Origin of the sequence: Shigella flexneri 2a str. 301, from assembly GCF_000006925.2 — a bacterium.
Taxonomy (GTDB): Bacteria; Pseudomonadota; Gammaproteobacteria; order Enterobacterales; family Enterobacteriaceae; genus ECMA0423.
Window position 1 is genome coordinate 1,183,360 of record NC_004337.2, and the last position, 17,666, is coordinate 1,201,025.

Consider the following 17,666-nt stretch of genomic DNA (forward strand, 5'->3'; position numbering starts at 1 on the left):
TTATGGGTGAAAAAATTATGAAGAGTATGGAAATCCGGTCATCGGAAATCACCACCAGCGGAGCCGGTACGCTGACGGGCTACGTTGTTCGCTGGGATAAGCTTTCAGAACTGTTATGGGGTGAGTTTTACGAAAAATTCCAGCGGGGGGCGTTTACTGAATGGCTTGCGGCGGGTAATGACGTTCGCGGCCTGTATGAGCATGACCACAGCATGTTACTGGGGCGCACCCGTTCCGGCACGCTGAAACTGGAAGAGGACGAAACAGGGTTACGCTTTGAACTGACCCCACCGGATACCAGTACAGGGCGCGACGTTATCGAACTGGTTAAGCGTGGGGACATCTCGGGGATGAGCTTTGGCTTTCGCTCCCGTAAGGATGTATGGGATACCACAACAGATCCATGCGTGCGCACCGTGCTGGTGGCGGAACTGTACGAAATTACCGTTACATCGGTACCGGCTTACCCCGATTCCGGCGTGGAGCTGGCCCGCCGTTCCCTGTATGAGCAGCACCCCGAAAAAATGCCGCGTGCGGATAATCGCCGCTGGTGGGCGGATTTAGCGGGGGTGTGATATGTGGCCTTTCAGACGAAAAAAAGAGCAGCGCAGCATGACGCTTGATGAATTTATGGCGCTGGCCGGCACATCGAACACGGGGGCGGGTGAGTACGTATCATCTGGGACAGCGGAATCACTCCCCGCCGTCATGAACGCCGTCACGGTCATCTCTGACGCGGTGGCTACCATGCCGTGTTACCTGTACCTGGTACGCAATGAGAAGGGGAAGGAGGCCCGCGAATGGCTTGATTCTCATCCGGTCGATCACATCCTCAACGAGCGCCCGAACGCGTGGCAGACACCCTACCAGTTTAAGCGAATGATGATCCGCTACTGCCTGTTAAGTGGTAATGCTTATGCGGTTATTCAGTGGGGGCGTGATGGTTTTCCGGCGGCTTTACATCCTTACCCGCCGCAGTCGGTGAACGTGGAGCAGACAGGTGATCATAACTGGCGCTACTGCATCACTGACGCCTACACCGGAAACATCCGCAACTATTTACCGTGGGAGGTTCTCCACCTTCGTTACTCCACGGATGACGGTTTTATGGGGCGCTCACCTGTAACCATCTGCCGCGAATCGCTGGGGCTTGGGCTGGCCCAACAACGCCACGGCGCGAGCGTGATGCGTGATGGCATGATGGCGGCAGGGGTTATCACGTCAGGCGAATGGCTGGACGGCGTGAGGGGCAAACAGGCATTAGCCGCACTGGAACGCTACAAAGGGGCCAGAAACGCCGGAAAAACGCCCATCCTTGAAGGGGGGATGAGCTATCAGCAGCTGGGCATGAGTAATCAGGATGCCGAATGGCTGGCCTCCCGTCGCTTCACCATTGAAGACATCGCCCGAATGTTCAACGTCTCGCCGATTTTTTTGCAGGAATACAGCAACAGCACCTACAGCAACTTCAGCGAGGCAAGCCGCGCATTTCTCACCATGACGATGCGCCCGTGGCTGGCGAACTTTGAGCAGCAGATAAAAAACGCCTTGCTGGTGGCCTCGCCTGTACCTGGTATCCGGTATCAGGTGGAGTTTGACAGCGCGGACCTGTTACGGGCCACACCTGGCGAACGCTTTGCCACCTATGAGCGCGGCATAAAATCCGACGTTATGTGTCCGAACGAAGCCCGCGAACGTGAAGGGCTGTCACCGCGTGATGGTGGTGATGAGTTCAGCCAGGCATGGAAACAGGAAGTAAAAATCAGCGAGGGAGAAAAACCGGAATGAACATAGGGCGACTGCGTGACAGGATAACGATTCAGACCCTGAAACAGACCAGGGATATAACCGGCGAAATACTCGAAACGTGGGAGGACGGTCACACACTCTGGGCAAGCGTGAACATGGTCAGCAGCAAGGAGGCCATTTCATCGGGCGCAGAGCTGGCGATTGGTACCGTAAGGATCTGGATACGGTACCGGAAGGACATCAACGCCACCAGCCGGATAAAGGTCAGTACGGGGCCGCTGGCGGGGCGTGTACTGAATATCATCGGGCAGCCGCTGCCGGATGCCGCCAGGACACGCCTTGAAATTCTTTGTCGTGAGGGCGCGGAAAAATGACAGAAGAACTTATCACCCTGGAAGAAGTGAAACTCCATTGCCGCATCGATGGCGACGATGAAGACCAGTTAATCAGCGGATACATTGCCGCATCGCTTGAGGCGTGCCAGATACACATAGGCAGGCGCTTTGATGACGGGCTGGCGTTCACGCCAGCCATAAAGATTGGCTGCATGATGTTTATCGCTCACCTGTATGAAAATCGCCAGATTGTCGCGGATAACGCAAAAACACGCGTACCCATGACGATAGGCGCACTCTGGACGGCTTACCGTGATGTGGGGGGGTACTGATGCCGTGGCAACCATTAAGACGATGCACAGAACCAGGCTGTAACAGGCGCGTTAAATCCGGCAAGTGTGAGGAGCACAGGCGGGCGGCATGGCGTGCAGAGGATGCCAGACGAGGACACCGCCGCGCGCGTGGATATTCCAGACAGTGGGACAAATACCGCGCCATGTATCTGAGTAAAAACCCGTTATGCGTGCGATGCCTTGAGAAGGGGATATATACGCCCGCCGTGGTGGTGGATCACATTATCCCGATTAATGGCGGTGATGATGTTCTCTTCTGGCCCGAATGGAACCATCAACCATTGTGCCAGGCGTGTCATAACCAGAAAACGAAATGGCTTGATCCGGCAACAAAAAGCAAGCGTGCCGCAGGTGGATTTCGTGAAGAGGAAGAACGGGCTGCTAACCGCAATAACTGGATGTATGACGCTGATGAATGAGCGGGAACAAAACCGCCTTATCCGTGGACTTATAAGGCAGCGTGACGCATGGAAGACACAGGAAACAGGGCATAAAGATAAAGCGTCAGGACGCGCAGAACGCATCACAGCGAAGCGATTAACCGACCGTGACCGCGAGGTTATGGAATGTTTCCGCAATCGCTGATGAGGCTGTATGACGGGGTGGGGGGCGTTTTCAGGACAAACCCGACCCCGCCTACCTGGATGATATCGCCGTGAAGCAGTGGCGGGAAAAATCGCGGCAGCTTGCGGAACGGGGAGACCTGACCCCCGCCGACTGGAGCAATCTGGAACTGTATTGCGTCAACTACTCCATTTACCGGAAAGCCGTTGCAGACCTTGCGGCGCGCGGGTTCAGCATTGTTAACAGTCAGGGCGGCGAGAGCAGAAACCCCGCATTAAGCGCAAAATCCGACGCTGAAAGAGTGATGATAAAAATGGCCTCCTTGCTCGGTTTTGACCCGATAAGCCGCCGTAAAAATCCACCGGAAACAGAAGAAGAGGACGAGCTTGACCGCCTGGAATAAGTACGCAGAAGACGTAAAAACGGGCAAAATTCCGGCCTGTAAACGGTTAAAACAGGCTGTTAAACGGTACTTTTCGGACCTTAAAAGCCCCCTTTACACGTTCGATCGTGAGGTTGTGGAGCGGTTTATTGCCTTTTCCAGGGTGTGCCCGCACGTAAAAGGACCGATGCGTGGCAGACCCATTGAGCTGGAGCCGTGGCAGCAGTTCGCCTTTGCGTGCATCCTCGGCTTTAAGGTTAAGGCCACCGGACGGCGCAAATACACGAGCGCCTTTATCGAAGTGCCGCGCAAAAATGCGAAATCCACGACCGCCGCGATTCTGGCTAACTGGTTTCTGATTATGGAGAACGGTCAGCAGGATATCTACACCGCAGCGGTGAGCCGTGACCAGGCGCGGATCGTGTTTGATAATGCGCGTCAGATGTGCCTTTTATCCCGACCGTTACGCAGGCGGGTGAATATTCAGGCGCATAAGGTGATACACCCGAAAAGCAACAGCCTGTTAAAGCCGCTGGCAGCAAAAGCGGCAACCATCGAGGGGACAAACCCCAGTCTTTCCATCGTGGACGAATACCACCTACACCCCGATAACGGCGTTTATTCCGCGCTTGAGCTGGGGATGGGCGCACGTCCCGAAGGGCTGTTATTTGCCATTACCACATCGGGCAGTAACGTCGTTTCAGCCTGTAAACAGCACTATGATTATTGCTGCCAGATCCTGGACGGCGAAGAGGTTAACGATTCAATTTTTGTACTGATTTACGAACTGGACGACGAAAACGAGGTTGATGATCCGGCGATGTGGATAAAGGCGAACCCTAATATTGATGTTTCCGTGGATCGTGAAAAACTGGCCTCAACCATCCAGAAAGCGCGGGGTATTCCGTCGCAGTGGGTGGAGATGATGACAAAGCGATTTAATATCTGGTGTCAGGGGACTACCCCGTGGATGGGTAATGGTGCATGGGCTGAGTGTGCCGGAACGTTCACGGAGGAAGATTTACACGGTCAGGAGTGTTACGCGGGGCTGGACTTATCATCAACCAGCGATATTTCCAGCGTATGCTATGCCTTTCCGGTCGGTAAAACCATTATGCTGATTTCCCGTCATTATCTGCCGGAGTTCCAGCTACAGAACCCCGCCAATAAAAACCGCGCTGTCTATCGCCAGTGGGCTAAAGCGGGCTGGATACGCACAACGCCAGGTGACTGCATTGATTACGACCGGATCAGAGATGACATCATGCAGGATGCGGAGAAATTTAATATCAGGCTGGTGGGCTTTGATACGTGGAACGCCACGCATCTCAGGACGCAATTACAGGGGGCTGGTTTTGAGGTGGAGCCGTTCCCGCAAACCTACCTCAGATTCAGTCCGGCGGCGAAATCGTTCGAAGTTTTTGTTAACCGCAGGGTGATTGTGCATCGTGGCGATCCGGTGTTGTCCTGGTCGATGAGTAACGTCGTGATGCAGAGTGACGCGAACGCCAATATCAAGCCGAACAAGAAAAAATCACCGAACAAGATAGACCCGAGCGTAGCGGCGCTGATGGCGTTTGGTACATTCCAGGCAGAGCATGAGGATTTTGCTTTTGATATAAGCGACAGCCACCGCCAGAAACTGGAAGAATTTAGCGGGGTGTAATGAGGTCAGCAGCATGACAGAAGCCGAAATACTGCGATTAATCCGCCGCGTCTCTGGAATCAGCCAGCAGGCTGACGAACAGACCACGCAGCCGGACAGCGTGACAGCCGAAAATTATGCGCGTGTTGTTGCTGAGGTGATGCGCCGTGATGGTATCCAGCTTAATGATGCGGATATGCGCGACATACGGATCCGCGTTCTGGAAATGCTGGCCTACAATCGCCGCGTTGAACTGTATCGGGAGAAGGAGAAAATCACGTACCACTGGAAGAAGCCGGAGCGGTTACGGCGGTAACTCACTGAGATTAAAGCAAAGCGCAAAATTGCGCTGGCTACATCCCTCACATCTGAGGACTGTTAACCAGCAGGCCGGAATATATTCAGAAACTACGAAATTTTCGCAGTTTAATTACTCGTCAGCTTAATCGCTAACCCGCTCTGATATTTTCGGAAACCTCAATTTGAGGAAGTCGGCGAGGTAACTGTTTGATATTCCCGATAGCGCAAAGATGCGCGGTCGGGCAGAATGACCACCACCTCAATCGTGACGGAGAGTGACAACCAGTGACACACCGTGACAAAAAGACGGTTTAACCGTTCATTAAAAATCGACGTGATTTTGTGCTTTCCGGATGACGTGGCCAACGTCATTTTTTAGCGAAAAATTCTGATTAAGGTCACTGGCTGAACGGTCATAATGACCACGCAGACCATCGAGGCAACCATAGCGATCATCGTTACGGTTGGAGCTTTTCCGCCATTGGTGGAAAAGGTGCACATCTGGATCATCATTACGGTGATCAAGGGTATGTAAAACCCACCAGCCTGATTAAAGGTTAACCGGAAAAAAAATCCGGTAGCTCCGTTATGGGGATCCCCATATCGACATTAACGCCCCTCATGAATTGGTGCGCTTCCCCCTGGAAAGATTACCCGCCTGTATATTTCTTGTGTCTATTTGTTCCACGTTGTTTCATACAGTGCACCGAACGGTGTAGTTAATGGTGTAGTCAATTTGCGATTTTTGGCACTTTTTCAATGAAAATTGTTTGATCGAATCAATGACTTGATGTAGTGGTAAAAGGACATATTTATTCATCTTTCGGCGCAGAATGCTGGCGACCAAAAATCACCTCCATCCGCGCACCGCCCAGCATGCTCTCTCCGGCGACGATTTTACCCTCATATTGCTCGGTGATTTCGCGGGCTACCGCCAGCCCTACACCTTGCCCAGGGCGTAAAGTATCAACCCGTTGACCACGGTCGAAAATGACCTCTCGCTTGCTTAATGGAATACCGGGGCCATCATCCTCGACCACAATATAGAGATGCTCGTCGGTTTGCCTTGCAGAAATTTCGACAAACTCGAGGCAATATTTACAGGCATTATCCAGCACGTTGCCCATCACCTCGACAAAATCGTTCTGCTCACCGACAAAGCTGATCTCTGGCGAAATATCGAGAGAGATATTGACCCCTTTGCGTTGATACACTTTGTTCAGCGCTGAGGTGAGATTGTCCAGCAGTGGGGCGACCGGATGCAGCTCGCGGCTGAGCAATGTCCCGCCGCGCATACTGGCACGATGCAGGTAGTAGCCAATTTGCTGTGAAATGCGGCTGATTTGCTCCAGCATTACCGGCTCAGCATCACTGACGCTCATCTTTTCACTACGCAGAGAACGCAGCGTACTTTGCAGCACCGCCAGTGGCGTTTTCAGACTATGGGTCAGGTCGGTGAGCGTCGTACGGTATTTGTCGTAACGTTCGCGTTCACTTTTTAACAATCGGTTCAGGTTTCGTACCAGACTGGTCAGTTCTCGCGTTGTGGCTGGATTGAGCAATTCGCGGTTATGTTCTTCCAGTTCGCGGACTTCTTTTGCCAGGGCTTCGATGGGGCGTAAACTCCACCAGGCGGCGACCCACAGCAGCGGGATCACTAACAGCAGATTGGCTGAGAGCACATAGATAAACCAGCTCCAGACCATATAGGAACTTTTTAGCTCCACCGGAATGGTATCCACCACCACAATGGTTAATTTTGGCATCCGCGATGTTGCCGGGTAGACGTTTACCGCCACCGAGTGGGTCATCTCCGCGTCGTCATCATCTTCCCGCACTTCCTGCAACTGTTGCTGTATCGAATGATCTCCACTCAGCAAGAGGCTGGTATCGTTAACATCCGCTTCAATTTCATGAAAACCATTCGATTTCAGCCAGTCAGGCTGGATCATTTTCATCAGCCAGGGCACGTCACGTTGCGCCCATAAAAGCTGCCCGTTCTCATCATAAATTAGCGTCATGGTGGGGCTTTGCTTGTCGATATTTTCGGGTAACTCGACATGCAACTTATTGTTTTCCCACTGCGCAAGGGTATAGAACAGATTGCTCTCGCCACGTAACAGCCGAAACGTAGTTTTATCGAAACTGACGCTATAACCGATCAGCGCGACCATTCCGTAGGCAAGCGAAAGCACCAGTACTACCGCTGCCGTTGCCAACAGAAAACGTACCCGCAGCGAGAGCGGGAAAAAAAGACGCAGTAATTTTTTCATCAGCGCAATTCGAACAGGTAGCCCTGGCCGCGAACGGTGGTAATGACTTCTTGCGGATATTGTGCCTGAATTTTTTTGCGCAGACGTCCCATCAGTACATCAATGGTATGGCTTTCCCGCAGCTCCGCATCCGGATAGAGTTGTAGCATTAACGAATCTTTGCTGACCACTTTGCCATTATTGCGTATCAACGTTTCCATAATGGTGTATTCGAACGCGGTCAGTTTGATCACTTCGTCATTAATAGATAATTCACGGCGAGAGAGATCAACCTGAAACGGGGGGAGCGAAATGACCTGTGAAGCCAGACCGCTATTACGCCGCATTAATGCCTGCATTCGCGCCATCACCTCTTCAATATGAAACGGTTTAGTCACGTAATCATCAGCACCGGCACTTAATACTTCGACTTTGTCCTGCCAGCTTTCACGGGCGGTTAATACCAGAATCGGCAGTGAAACATCGTTGCTACGCCAGCGGCGAATCAGTGACAGACCGTCCTCGTCAGGCAATCCGAGATCGACAATCGCAATATCCGGTAAATGTTCATTGAGATAATAATCGGCTTCTTTGGCATCTTCTGCGTCATCGACCTGATGACCAGCATCCTGAATCTGAACTTTAAGGTGGTGACGTAACAACGCATTGTCTTCAACAACCAGTACGCGCATTTTTATTTCTCCCTGTCTTAATTATTAAAATAGTGTAACGCGATTATGTGTTTATGGGGGTAAACATTAAATAAACCAGCGGGGAGGGGAGGTAAAGTGAAAAAAGAAAAAGTGGATAATCTTAATAAGCAGGCCGGACAGCATCGCCATCCGGCACTGATTTGAGGCTTATTTCAGCTCATCAACCATCGTGATAGCTCGACCAATATAGTTAGCCGGCGTCATCGCTTTCAGGCGGGCTTTCTCTTCTTCTGGCAACGCCAGACCATCGATAAACTGCTTCATGCCTTCGGCGTCAACGCGCTTACCGCGAGTAAGCTCTTTCAGCTTCTCGTACGGTTTTTCGATGCCATAGCGACGCATAACTGTCTGGATTGGTTCTGCCAGCACTTCCCAGTTGTGATCCAGCTCATCCAGCAGATGGTCACGGTTCTCTTCCAGTTTGCTCACGCCTTTCAGGGTGGATTGATACGCAATCAGCGCATAACCGATACCCACGCCGAGGTTACGCAGCACGGTGGAGTCGGTCAGGTCACGCTGCCAGCGGGAAACCGGCAGTTTGCTTGCCAGATGCTGCAATACCGCGTTGGAAAGGCCCAGATTCCCTTCGGAGTTTTCGAAGTCGATCGGGTTAACTTTATGCGGCATGGTGGAAGAACCAATCTCACCAGCAATGGTTTTCTGTTTGAAGTGGTTAAGGGCGATATAACCCCAGACGTCACGGTCAAAGTCGATCAGAATGGTGTTGAAGCGCGCAACGCAATCAAACAGTTCGGCAATGTAGTCGTGCGGTTCAATCTGGGTAGTGTACGGGTTCCATTGAATACCCAGCGAGGTGACGAACTCTTCGCTGAACTGATGCCAGTCAACTTCCGGGTAAGCGGCGATGTGGGCGTTATAGTTACCGACCGCGCCGTTGATTTTGCCGAGGATCTCCACCTGGTTAAGCTGGCGGTGCTGGCGCTCCATACGGTAGGCGACGTTTGCCATCTCTTTACCGATGGTTGACGGCGTGGCTGGCTGACCGTGGGTACGAGACAGCAGCGGGATATCGCGGTACTGAACGGCGAGATCTTTAATGCCATCAATCAGTTGACGCCAGTACGGCAGGATCACTTCATCACGCGCGGTTTTCAGCATTAATGCGTGGGAGAGGTTATTGATATCTTCCGAAGTACAGGCAAAGTGGATGAATTCAGAAACCGCGTGCAGTTCCGGGATCTCCGCCACTTTTTCTTTCAGGAAATACTCAACCGCTTTAACGTCGTGGTTAGTGGTACGCTCGATGGTTTTGATGCGTGCGGCATCTTCTTCGCTGAAATTGGCGACAATTGCATCAAGGTAACCGATTGCGTCGGCAGCAAAAGCAGGAACTTCCTTGATCGCTGCGTGCGCGGCCAGTTTTTGCAGCCAACGTACTTCAACTTGTACACGGAATTTCAGCAAACCATATTCGCTGAAAATCCCGCGCAGCGCGCTGACTTTATCGCCGTAGCGTCCATCGACAGGGGAAACGGCGGTCAGTGAGGATAATTCCATAGATCACAACTCCGGGGTTAAATGAGCAAGAATTTGTTTTGCCTGAGTGGTCAGGCGATTACGAGAAAACATCAGTTGTAGACGTCCGCCGCCGACCTGGTGCCAGAGCACGGCGGCGCGAATGCCTGCCAGCAGGGTTGCGCGAACTTTCGCCTGCACTTGTGGGCTTTGCAGTACAGCAGGGGAACCGGTGACCTGAATGCGCGGGCCAAGCGGGCTGATCACATCAACATAGATAGCAGCCATCGCGCTCATCAGCGTTTCGGACTGTAAATCGAAGTGTTCGAGCTGGCGTTGCAGGCCGTTGATCCGGTTGCCCAGAGTGTCGAGCGCGCCTTTCGCTGAGGAGAGTTTGCGCTCAAGCACCATCAAGCTGAGTGTGTAGCGGGTTAATTCGGCGTTTAAGCCCTGGCAACTGCTGGCATTGAGCACGCCGAGCAGGGTTTCCAGCCCGACGCGCAGGTTGGCTTCGCTACCGCCAAAAACCGCCAGCGTCGAGCTGGGGTTCATATCAATAATACTGTTGAGTGAGACGTGTAGCGCATCGGCATCACAATGCCCCTGGTGAGCGAGTTGTTGCACCAGGCGTGCCGACTGACAAATACCGGCCAGGGCGAGGGTGATGTCATAGTAATTCTTTGCCACGTTCACTGCTTCCTTGTTTTAAGTAAAGATAATAATCAGACCGGCAGCGGCAGACGCTGCTCAATAATACCGCCACCGAGGCACACTTCACCGTTATAGAAGACGGCAGACTGGCCCGGCGTCACGGCGGCAACCGGCTCATCGAAAATCACTTTAATGCGATCGTCGTCCAGCGCCTTGACGGTGCACGGAATGTCGGTCTGGCGATAGCGGGTTTTTACCGTGCAACGCATAGTGCCGGTGAATGGTTCGCGATCGACCCAGTGCAGCTGCTGGGCAATCAACCCGACAGACATCAGCCGCGGGTGTTCATGGCCCTGAGCGACAACCAGAATGTTGTTTTCGACGTCTTTGTCCACCACATACCACGGTTCTTCGGTACCTTCTTTGGTGCCACCGATACCCAGACCTTTACGCTGACCGAGAGTGTGATACATCAGCCCCTGGTGCTCACCAATTTCATCGCCATCGACGGTAATGATTTTGCCCGGTTGCGCCGGGAGATAACGGCCCAGGAACTCGCGGAATTTACGTTCGCCAATGAAGCAAATGCCGGTAGAGTCTTTTTTCTTCGCGGTGACCAGACCAAGATCTTCAGCAATCTTACGCACCTGCGGTTTTTCCAGTTCGCCTACCGGGAACAGGCTTTGCGCAATCTGCTCATGGCTGAGCGTATAAAGGAAGTAGCTCTGGTCTTTATTGCTGTCCAGACCACGCAGCAGGCGGCTCTTGCCATCGACATCGGCCCGACGTACGTAATGACCGGTAGCGATATAATCGGCACCTAAATCTTCGGCGGCAAATTCGAGGAAGGCTTTAAATTTGATCTCCTTGTTGCACAGAATATCCGGATTCGGCGTGCGACCGGCTTTATATTCGGCAAGGAACAGTTCGAAGACGTTGTCCCAGTACTCGGCAGCAAAGTTAACGGTGTGCAGTTCAATGCCGAGCTTGTCGCAGACCGCCTGGGCATCAGCCAGATCCGCTGCTGCTGTGCAATATTCCTCACCGTCGTCTTCTTCCCAGTTCTTCATAAACAGGCCTTCGACCTGATATCCCTGTTGTTGCAACAGCCAGGCAGAAACGGAGGAATCGACACCGCCGGACATGCCGACGATTACTTTTTTTGCGGTTTCAGACATTGGATCACTCACGACATTGAACTTCAAGGCGGCGTATTCTATCACGCAGCCTTTTAGATGACACCCTTTGTAAAAGGCCAGTTAAAATCGCCAATCATCTCCAGCGGATAACGTTGCCCGCTTTGATAACAACGAATACTTTCCGCCACCAGCGGCGAACGAAGATTTGACGCCTGTAAAATTTCTTCGGCGCTGACCCAACGGCAGCAGTCGATATCGCTGTCATGAGGCTGGGTCGGGCATATTTGCTCAAGCTCAATGGCAAAGAGGAAACGCAAAAACGGCGTTTTATCTGGCGCAATCCACTGATGCATACGAATAAAGTGTTGCGGCTGCGCGCTGATGCCGGTTTCTTCCCACAGTTCACGGGCGGCGGCTTCCACTAAGGTTTCATCGGCTTCCAGATGCCCGGCAGGTTGGTTCCATAACGCTTTACCATTAATCGTCTCTTCAACGACTAAAAATTTGCCTTCTGCGTGCACCACGCAAGCAACGGTAACGTGCGGTTTAAACATTTTGCATCCTTAATCTGTCACTTCTCGCCATTCGCCATTGGCAAGATTATCCAAAGAGTAATCTCCCATCGCATAGCGAATCAGTCGCAGCGTGGGGAAACCAACATGGGCGGTCATGCGGCGCACCTGGCGATTACGTCCTTCATATAAGGTGATCTTCAGCCAGCTGGTGGGAATACTTTTGCGTTCACGAATTGGTGGATTCCGCGGCCATAACCACGCGGGTTCGTCAACCAGCTCCGCGCCTGCGGGCAGGGTAGGGCCATCATTTAAGGTTACGCCATTGCGCAAGGCTTCAAGTGCGTCTTGTGTGGGAATACCTTCCACCTGCACATAATAGATTTTTCCGGTGCGTTTACCCGGCTGGGTTAAACGCGCCTGCAACGCGCCGTTATTGGTCAGCACCAGCAACCCTTCGCTATCGCGGTCAAGGCGACCTGCTGCATAAACGCCCTGAACCGGGATGAATTCTTTTAATGTTTTGCGTCCGGTTTCATCGGTGAACTGCGGAAGAACATCGTAGGGTTTATTGAAGAGGATCACACGCGTGGGCTGGTTTTCATGTTTACGCCTGGTAGAACGTTGCGAGCTGAATCGCTTAACCTGGTGATTTCTAAAAGAAGTTTTTTGCATGGTATTTTCAGAGATTATGAATTGCCGCATTATAGCCTAATAACGCGCATCTTTCATGACGGCAAACAATAGGGTAGTATTGACAAGTCAATTACAAATCATTAACAAAAAATTGCTCTAAAGCATCCGTATCGCAGGACGCAAACGCATATGCAACGTGGTGGCAGACGAGCAAACCAGTAGCGCTCGAAGGAGAGGTGAATGGAAAGTAAAGTAGTTGTTCCGGCACAAGGCAAGAAGATCACCCTGCAAAACGGCAAACTCAACGTTCCTGAAAATCCGATTATCCCTTACATTGAAGGTGATGGAATCGGTGTAGATGTAACCCCAGCCATGCTGAAAGTGGTCGACGCTGCAGTCGAGAAAGCCTATAAAGGCGAGCGTAAAATCTCCTGGATGGAAATTTACACCGGTGAAAAATCCACACAGGTTTATGGTCAGGATGTCTGGCTGCCTGCTGAAACCCTTGATCTGATTCGTGAATATCGCGTTGCCATTAAAGGCCCGCTGACCACTCCGGTTGGTGGCGGTATTCGTTCTCTCAACGTTGCCCTGCGTCAGGAACTGGATCTCTACATCTGCCTGCGTCCGGTACGTTACTATCAGGGCACTCCAAGCCCGGTTAAACACCCTGAACTGACCGATATGGTTATCTTCCGTGAAAACTCGGAAGACATTTATGCGGGTATCGAATGGAAAGCTGACTCTGCCGACGCCGAGAAAGTGATTAAATTCCTGCGTGAAGAGATGGGCGTGAAGAAAATTCGCTTCCCGGAACATTGCGGTATCGGTATTAAGCCGTGTTCTGAAGAAGGCACCAAACGTCTGGTTCGTGCAGCGATCGAATACGCAATTGCTAACGATCGTGACTCTGTGACCCTGGTGCACAAAGGCAACATCATGAAGTTCACCGAAGGCGCGTTTAAAGACTGGGGCTACCAGCTGGCGCGTGAAGAATTTGGCGGTGAACTGATCGACGGCGGCCCGTGGCTGAAAGTTAAAAACCCGAATACCGGCAAAGAGATCGTCATTAAAGACGTGATTGCTGATGCATTCCTGCAACAGATCCTGCTGCGTCCGGCTGAATATGATGTTATCGCCTGTATGAACCTGAACGGTGACTACATTTCTGACGCTCTGGCAGCGCAGGTTGGCGGTATCGGTATCGCCCCTGGAGCAAACATCGGTGACGAATGCGCCCTGTTTGAAGCCACCCACGGTACTGCGCCGAAATACGCCGGTCAGGACAAAGTAAACCCTGGCTCTATTATTCTCTCCGCTGAGATGATGTTACGCCATATGGGCTGGACTGAAGCCGCAGACCTGATTGTTAAAGGTATGGAAGGCGCGATCAACGCCAAGACCGTAACCTATGACTTCGAGCGTCTGATGGAAGGCGCTAAACTGCTGAAATGTTCAGAGTTTGGTGATGCGATCATCAAGAATATGTAATCACTACATGTGTTAAATATTTAAACGGGCGTATAACACGCCCGTTGTTTTATTTATGTGGATATTATTAATAGCATATCGAGCATATTTAGGTAATGACTCCAACTTACTGATAGTGTTTTATGTTCAGATAATGCCCGATGACCTTGTCATGCAGCTCCACCGATTTTGAGAACGACAGTGACTTCCGTACCGGCCTTGCCAGATGTTGTCTCAGATTCAGATTATGTCGCTCAATGCGCTGAGTGTAACGCTTGCTGATAACGTGCAGCTTTCCCTTCAGGCGTGATTCATACAGCGGCCAGCCATCCGTCATCCATACCACGACCTCAAACTCAGAAGACGCTCCAGTGTGGCCAGAGTGCGTTCACCGAAGACGTGCGCCACAACCGTCCTCCGTATCCTGTCATACGCGTAAAACAGCCAGCGCTGACGTGATTTAGCACCGACGTAGCCCCAATGTTCGTCCATTTCAGCGCAGACAATCACATCACTGCCCGGTTGTATGCGCGAGGTTACCGACTGCGGCCTGAGTTTTTTAAGTGACGTAAAACCGTGTTGAGGCCAACGCCCATAATGCGTGCGCTGGCGCGACATCCGACGCCATTCATGGCCATATCAATGATTTTCTGGTGCGTACCGGGCTGAGAGGCGGTGTAAGTGAACTGTAGTTGCCATGTTTTACGGCAATGAGAGCAGAGATAGCGCTGATGTCCGGCAGTGCTTTTGCCGTTACGCACCACGCCTTCAGTAGCGGAGCAGGAAGGACATCTGATGGAAATGGAAGCCACGCAAGCACCTTAAAATCACCATCATACACTAAATCAGTAAGTTGGCAGCATTACCCATTTTCATGTATTAAACCCTTTGGCCGGGACAAGCAAATGCGCAATACACTCATACCCATCCTCGTTGCGATATGCTTGTTTATTACCGGTGTCGCTATTTTGAACATCCAGCTCTGGTATTCCGCAAAAGCAGAGTACCTGGCGGGAGCAAGATATGCCGCCAACAATATCAATCATATACTTGAAGAAGCGTCACAGGCGACTCAAACAGCGGTTAACATTGCCGGGAAGGAATGCGACCTCGAGGAGCAATATCAGCTTGGCACTGAAGCAGCTCTGAAACCTCACCTGCGCACAATCATCATTCTCAAACAGGGAATAGTCTGGTGTACATCCCTGCCTGGGAATCGGGTCCTGCTGTCTCGTATTCCTGTTGTCCCGGACAGTAATTTACTGTTGGCTCCGGCAATCGACACCGTTAATAGATTACCTATCCTGCTCTATCAGAGCCAATTTGCAGATACGCGCATTTTGGTTACGATAAGTGATCAACATATTCGCGGGGCGCTTAATGTACCCTTGAAAGGGGTAAGGTATGTATTACGCGTGGCGGATGACATTATTGGACCAACGGCTGATGTGATGACGCTTAATGGACATTATCCCTATACCGAGAAGGTTCACTCCACAAAATATCATTTCACTATTATCTTTAACCCGCCGCCACTCTTTAGCTTCTACAGACTTATCGATAAAGGCTTTGGGATTTTAATATTTATTCTGTTAATCGCCAGCGCCGCTGCCTTCCTGCTTGATAGATATTTCAATAAAAGCGCAACGCCTGAAGAGATCCTGCGACGGGCAATAAATAATGGGGAGATCGTCCCTTTTTACCAACCTGTGGTAAATGGTCGGGAAGGGACATTGCGGGGAGTTGAGGTGTTAGCCCGCTGGAAACAACCTCACGGTGGATATATTTCACCCGCGGCATTTATTCCACTTGCTGAAAAATCCGGATTAATCGTTCCGCTTACACAAAGCCTGATGAATCAGGTTGCCAGACAGATGAACGCTATCGCGAGTAAACTGCCGGAAGGTTTTCATATTGGAATTAATTTTAGCGCTTCGCATATTATTTCGCCGACGTTTGTCGACGAGTGTTTAAATTTCCGTGACAGTTTTACCCGCCGCGATTTAAACCTTGTTCTGGAAGTCACCGAGCGTGAGCCATTGAATGTTGATGAAAGTCTGGTTCAGCGGTTGAACATTCTGCATGAAAATGGTTTTGTCATCGCGCTGGATGATTTCGGTACTGGCTACTCAGGGCTTTCTTATCTTCATGACCTGCATATTGATTATATCAAAATTGATCACAGTTTCGTTGGCCGCGTAAACGCAGACCCAGAATCAACCCGAATTCTGGATTGTGTATTGGATCTGGCGCGTAAACTTTCGATCAGTATCGTCGCTGAAGGTGTCGAAACGAAAGAACAACTTGGCTATCTGAACCAAAATAATATCACATTTCAGCAGGGTTATTATTTCTATAAACCTGTTACATACATCGACCTGGTCAAAATTATCCTTTCTAAACCGAAGGTGAAGGTTGTGGTTGAGTGAAAATTGATCAGTAAGGCCATAGTGCGGTGTAATTATAGACAGCTAATTAGCTCGTTGCCTCTTGTTACTATTGTTCATTATTTTGTTTGCTATAATTGTTTGAAAGTTTTGACAGGATTGCCATTAGTAGCATGAATAATAGTAATAATCTGGATTATTTCACTCTCTATATCATCTTTTCCATTGCATTTATGCTGATCACCCTCCTGGTCATCCTTATTGCAAAACCCAGTACCGGGCTGGGAGAAGTGCTTGTGACGATAAATTTGCTTAATGCCCTTGTTTGGCTGGCGATCAATCTGGTTAATCGATTTAAGAGAAAGACTCGTTAGCCACAGGGATCAGCAATAATCTTTCAGTTTCTCACTGTCAGTATGCGGCTGAATGGGTTGCTGGCAGTGAACGCCTGGATCATTGAAGGAAAGGAATTATTGCGCAAATAGTTGTCAACCTTGGTGTTATCACAGTTGTTTTTATATATCACCGAAATAATTACCATGGCAACTATTAATAATTTTGATGTCGAAGAGTTATTTGTTAAACAAAATAGTCACCCCAAAGTGATCAATGTCATGAAAATAAGGTGAAAAATGATAATGCCGACTTATTTATCATTTATATATTGTCGCTGTTTATCTATTTAAATTTTTTGTGCTTTTGTTTTTGTCTTTACCCTCCGTTTTGGTAATCTGAGCTCATAGGTTATTTGACCAGGAATGTTTGTTAATCCAATGAATGGATAGTTAATCTATGAAACTGAAAAAACTCCCCGGGTTTAGTTTGGGACTTATTGCTCTGGCGGTGGGTAATGCATATGCTGAACAGTTTATTCAGCACGATGAATATAAACATGCTGTGGCAATAAAAGATGGAAAAGTAAAAGATATTGATAATGCGCTAGTTATAACAACGGGTAATGGAAGTTACGGGTATCCGTTGCAGGAGAGGGTAGTAAGTTAACCATTAACAATGGCGTCATTGTAACAACGGGCGGTTTATATCCTTCTGACAATAGTCCTCTAAGCCCAGCATTAACAGCTAGCGCAATCGTAAGTGAATT

The 17,666-nt window shown here is 50.4% G+C and carries 20 protein-coding genes and 2 other annotated features; of the genes, 13 read left to right on the forward strand and 7 right to left on the reverse strand.

The features are described 5' to 3' along the window. Window positions 1–2: 2 nt before the first annotated feature. From SF1139 to SF1147, 9 genes are all read left to right on the forward strand, one after another. The gene (locus SF1139; RefSeq protein NP_707049.2) at window positions 3–575 is read left to right on the forward strand and encodes a head maturation protease of prophage CP-933C; all 573 of its coding nucleotides are present in this window, start codon (window positions 3–5) and stop codon (window positions 573–575) included. Between the two features lies 1 nt (window position 576). Continuing rightward, window positions 577–1,788 (forward strand): head portal protein, encoded by a 1,212-nt coding sequence (locus SF1140; protein NP_707050.1) that lies wholly within the window; start codon window positions 577–579, stop codon window positions 1,786–1,788. After that, a complete protein-coding gene (locus SF1141; protein ID NP_707051.1) occupies window positions 1,785–2,123 on the forward strand; it encodes a head-tail adaptor in 339 nt (112 codons plus the stop codon). Before SF1140 ends, SF1141 begins: the two co-directional genes overlap by 4 nt. Next, window positions 2,120–2,416: a bacteriophage protein gene (locus tag SF1142; protein ID NP_707052.1), complete on the forward strand. Its 297-nt coding sequence runs from the start codon at window positions 2,120–2,122 to the stop codon at window positions 2,414–2,416. Before SF1141 ends, SF1142 begins: the two co-directional genes overlap by 4 nt. Continuing rightward, window positions 2,416–2,856 carry an HNH endonuclease gene (locus tag SF1143; RefSeq protein NP_707053.3) on the forward strand — a complete coding sequence of 147 codons (441 nt, stop codon included), beginning with the start codon at window positions 2,416–2,418 and terminating at the stop codon, window positions 2,854–2,856. Before SF1142 ends, SF1143 begins: the two co-directional genes overlap by 1 nt. After that, the gene (locus SF1144) at window positions 2,840–3,022 is read left to right on the forward strand and encodes a hypothetical protein (protein NP_707054.1); all 183 of its coding nucleotides are present in this window, start codon (window positions 2,840–2,842) and stop codon (window positions 3,020–3,022) included. Before SF1143 ends, SF1144 begins: the two co-directional genes overlap by 17 nt. Window positions 3,023–3,092: 70 nt before the next feature. Further along, a complete protein-coding gene (locus SF1145) occupies window positions 3,093–3,404 on the forward strand; it encodes a bacteriophage protein (RefSeq protein ID NP_707055.1) in 312 nt (103 codons plus the stop codon). Between the two features lie 166 nt (window positions 3,405–3,570). Beyond that, complete coding sequence (locus tag SF1146; protein ID NP_707056.2) at window positions 3,571–5,049, forward strand: terminase of prophage CP-933C; 1,479 nt, start codon at window positions 3,571–3,573, stop codon at window positions 5,047–5,049. Between the two features lie 13 nt (window positions 5,050–5,062). Further along, window positions 5,063–5,344 carry a bacteriophage protein gene (locus SF1147; protein ID NP_707057.1) on the forward strand — a complete coding sequence of 94 codons (282 nt, stop codon included), beginning with the start codon at window positions 5,063–5,065 and terminating at the stop codon, window positions 5,342–5,344. A gap of 796 nt (window positions 5,345–6,140) precedes the next feature. Here SF1147 and phoQ read toward each other — a convergent pair. The 7 genes from phoQ to ymfC all read right to left on the reverse strand — a co-directional run bounded on the left by phoQ (window position 6,141) and on the right by ymfC (window position 12,746). After that, on the reverse strand, window positions 6,141–7,601 hold the full coding sequence (gene phoQ / locus SF1148) for a sensor protein PhoQ (RefSeq protein NP_707058.1): 1,461 nt from the start codon (window positions 7,599–7,601) through the stop codon (window positions 6,141–6,143). Then, a complete protein-coding gene (phoP, locus tag SF1149; RefSeq protein ID NP_707059.1) occupies window positions 7,601–8,272 on the reverse strand; it encodes a DNA-binding transcriptional regulator PhoP in 672 nt (223 codons plus the stop codon). Before phoP ends, phoQ begins: the two co-directional genes overlap by 1 nt. A 168-nt stretch (window positions 8,273–8,440) precedes the next feature. Beyond that, the gene (gene purB, locus SF1150) at window positions 8,441–9,811 is read right to left on the reverse strand and encodes an adenylosuccinate lyase (RefSeq protein NP_707060.1); all 1,371 of its coding nucleotides are present in this window, start codon (window positions 9,809–9,811) and stop codon (window positions 8,441–8,443) included. Between the two features lie 3 nt (window positions 9,812–9,814). After that, window positions 9,815–10,456, reverse strand: a complete 642-nt coding sequence (gene ycfC / locus SF1151; RefSeq protein ID NP_707061.2) for a lysogenization regulator — start codon at window positions 10,454–10,456, stop codon at window positions 9,815–9,817. A 35-nt stretch (window positions 10,457–10,491) separates the two neighbouring features. Further along, window positions 10,492–11,643, reverse strand: coding sequence for a hypothetical protein (ycfB, locus tag SF1152; protein NP_707062.3), 1,152 nt, complete (start codon window positions 11,641–11,643; stop codon window positions 10,492–10,494). 8 nt (window positions 11,644–11,651) lie between these two features. Next, a complete protein-coding gene (locus tag SF1153) occupies window positions 11,652–12,113 on the reverse strand; it encodes a phosphohydrolase (RefSeq protein NP_707063.1) in 462 nt (153 codons plus the stop codon). Between the two features lie 9 nt (window positions 12,114–12,122). After that, window positions 12,123–12,746: a 23S rRNA pseudouridine(2457) synthase gene (gene ymfC / locus SF1154; protein NP_707064.1), complete on the reverse strand. Its 624-nt coding sequence runs from the start codon at window positions 12,744–12,746 to the stop codon at window positions 12,123–12,125. A gap of 201 nt (window positions 12,747–12,947) precedes the next feature. Here ymfC and icdA point away from each other — a divergent pair, with 201 nt between their 5' ends. The 4 genes from icdA to SF1156b all read left to right on the forward strand — a co-directional run bounded on the left by icdA (window position 12,948) and on the right by SF1156b (window position 17,566). Next, entirely contained in the window at window positions 12,948–14,198 is a 1,251-nt protein-coding gene (icdA, locus tag SF1155; protein NP_707065.1) for an isocitrate dehydrogenase, read from the forward strand. A 91-nt stretch (window positions 14,199–14,289) separates the two neighbouring features. Further along, window positions 14,290–14,532 (reverse strand) — a mobile genetic element (partial). Then, window positions 14,533–15,044: a mobile genetic element (partial), on the reverse strand. It lies immediately after the preceding feature. Between the two features lie 38 nt (window positions 15,045–15,082). After that, window positions 15,083–16,606, forward strand: coding sequence for a hypothetical protein (locus tag SF1156; protein ID NP_707066.2), 1,524 nt, complete (start codon window positions 15,083–15,085; stop codon window positions 16,604–16,606). 95 nt (window positions 16,607–16,701) lie between these two features. Then, window positions 16,702–16,938, forward strand: a complete 237-nt coding sequence (locus SF1156a) for a membrane protein (RefSeq protein ID YP_008439239.1) — start codon at window positions 16,702–16,704, stop codon at window positions 16,936–16,938. A gap of 418 nt (window positions 16,939–17,356) precedes the next feature. After that, the gene (locus tag SF1156b) at window positions 17,357–17,566 is read left to right on the forward strand and encodes an ATPase (RefSeq protein ID YP_008439240.1); all 210 of its coding nucleotides are present in this window, start codon (window positions 17,357–17,359) and stop codon (window positions 17,564–17,566) included. The last annotated feature ends 100 nt before the right edge of the window (window positions 17,567–17,666 follow it).

Bases quoted from the DNA above. Each gene is read 5' to 3' on its own strand.
- icdA (NP_707065.1), top strand. From the start codon at position 12,948: ATGGAAAGTAAAGTAGTTGTTCCGGCACAAGGCAAGAAGATCACCCTG.
- SF1143 (NP_707053.3), top strand. From the start codon at position 2,416: ATGCCGTGGCAACCATTAAGACGATGCACAGAACCAGGCTGTAACAGG.
- SF1156b (YP_008439240.1), top strand. From the start codon at position 17,357: ATGAAACTGAAAAAACTCCCCGGGTTTAGTTTGGGACTTATTGCTCTG.
- phoP (NP_707059.1), bottom strand. From the start codon at position 8,272: ATGCGCGTACTGGTTGTTGAAGACAATGCGTTGTTACGTCACCACCTT.
- SF1144 (NP_707054.1), top strand. From the start codon at position 2,840: ATGACGCTGATGAATGAGCGGGAACAAAACCGCCTTATCCGTGGACTT.
- SF1142 (NP_707052.1), top strand. From the start codon at position 2,120: ATGACAGAAGAACTTATCACCCTGGAAGAAGTGAAACTCCATTGCCGC.
- SF1140 (NP_707050.1), top strand. From the start codon at position 577: ATGTGGCCTTTCAGACGAAAAAAAGAGCAGCGCAGCATGACGCTTGAT.
- SF1153 (NP_707063.1), bottom strand. From the start codon at position 12,113: ATGTTTAAACCGCACGTTACCGTTGCTTGCGTGGTGCACGCAGAAGGC.
- ymfC (NP_707064.1), bottom strand. From the start codon at position 12,746: ATGCAAAAAACTTCTTTTAGAAATCACCAGGTTAAGCGATTCAGCTCG.
- SF1156 (NP_707066.2), top strand. From the start codon at position 15,083: ATGCGCAATACACTCATACCCATCCTCGTTGCGATATGCTTGTTTATT.
- SF1146 (NP_707056.2), top strand. From the start codon at position 3,571: ATGCGTGGCAGACCCATTGAGCTGGAGCCGTGGCAGCAGTTCGCCTTT.
- SF1147 (NP_707057.1), top strand. From the start codon at position 5,063: ATGACAGAAGCCGAAATACTGCGATTAATCCGCCGCGTCTCTGGAATC.
- SF1139 (NP_707049.2), top strand. From the start codon at position 3: ATGGGTGAAAAAATTATGAAGAGTATGGAAATCCGGTCATCGGAAATC.
- phoQ (NP_707058.1), bottom strand. From the start codon at position 7,601: ATGAAAAAATTACTGCGTCTTTTTTTCCCGCTCTCGCTGCGGGTACGT.
- SF1141 (NP_707051.1), top strand. From the start codon at position 1,785: ATGAACATAGGGCGACTGCGTGACAGGATAACGATTCAGACCCTGAAA.
- purB (NP_707060.1), bottom strand. From the start codon at position 9,811: ATGGAATTATCCTCACTGACCGCCGTTTCCCCTGTCGATGGACGCTAC.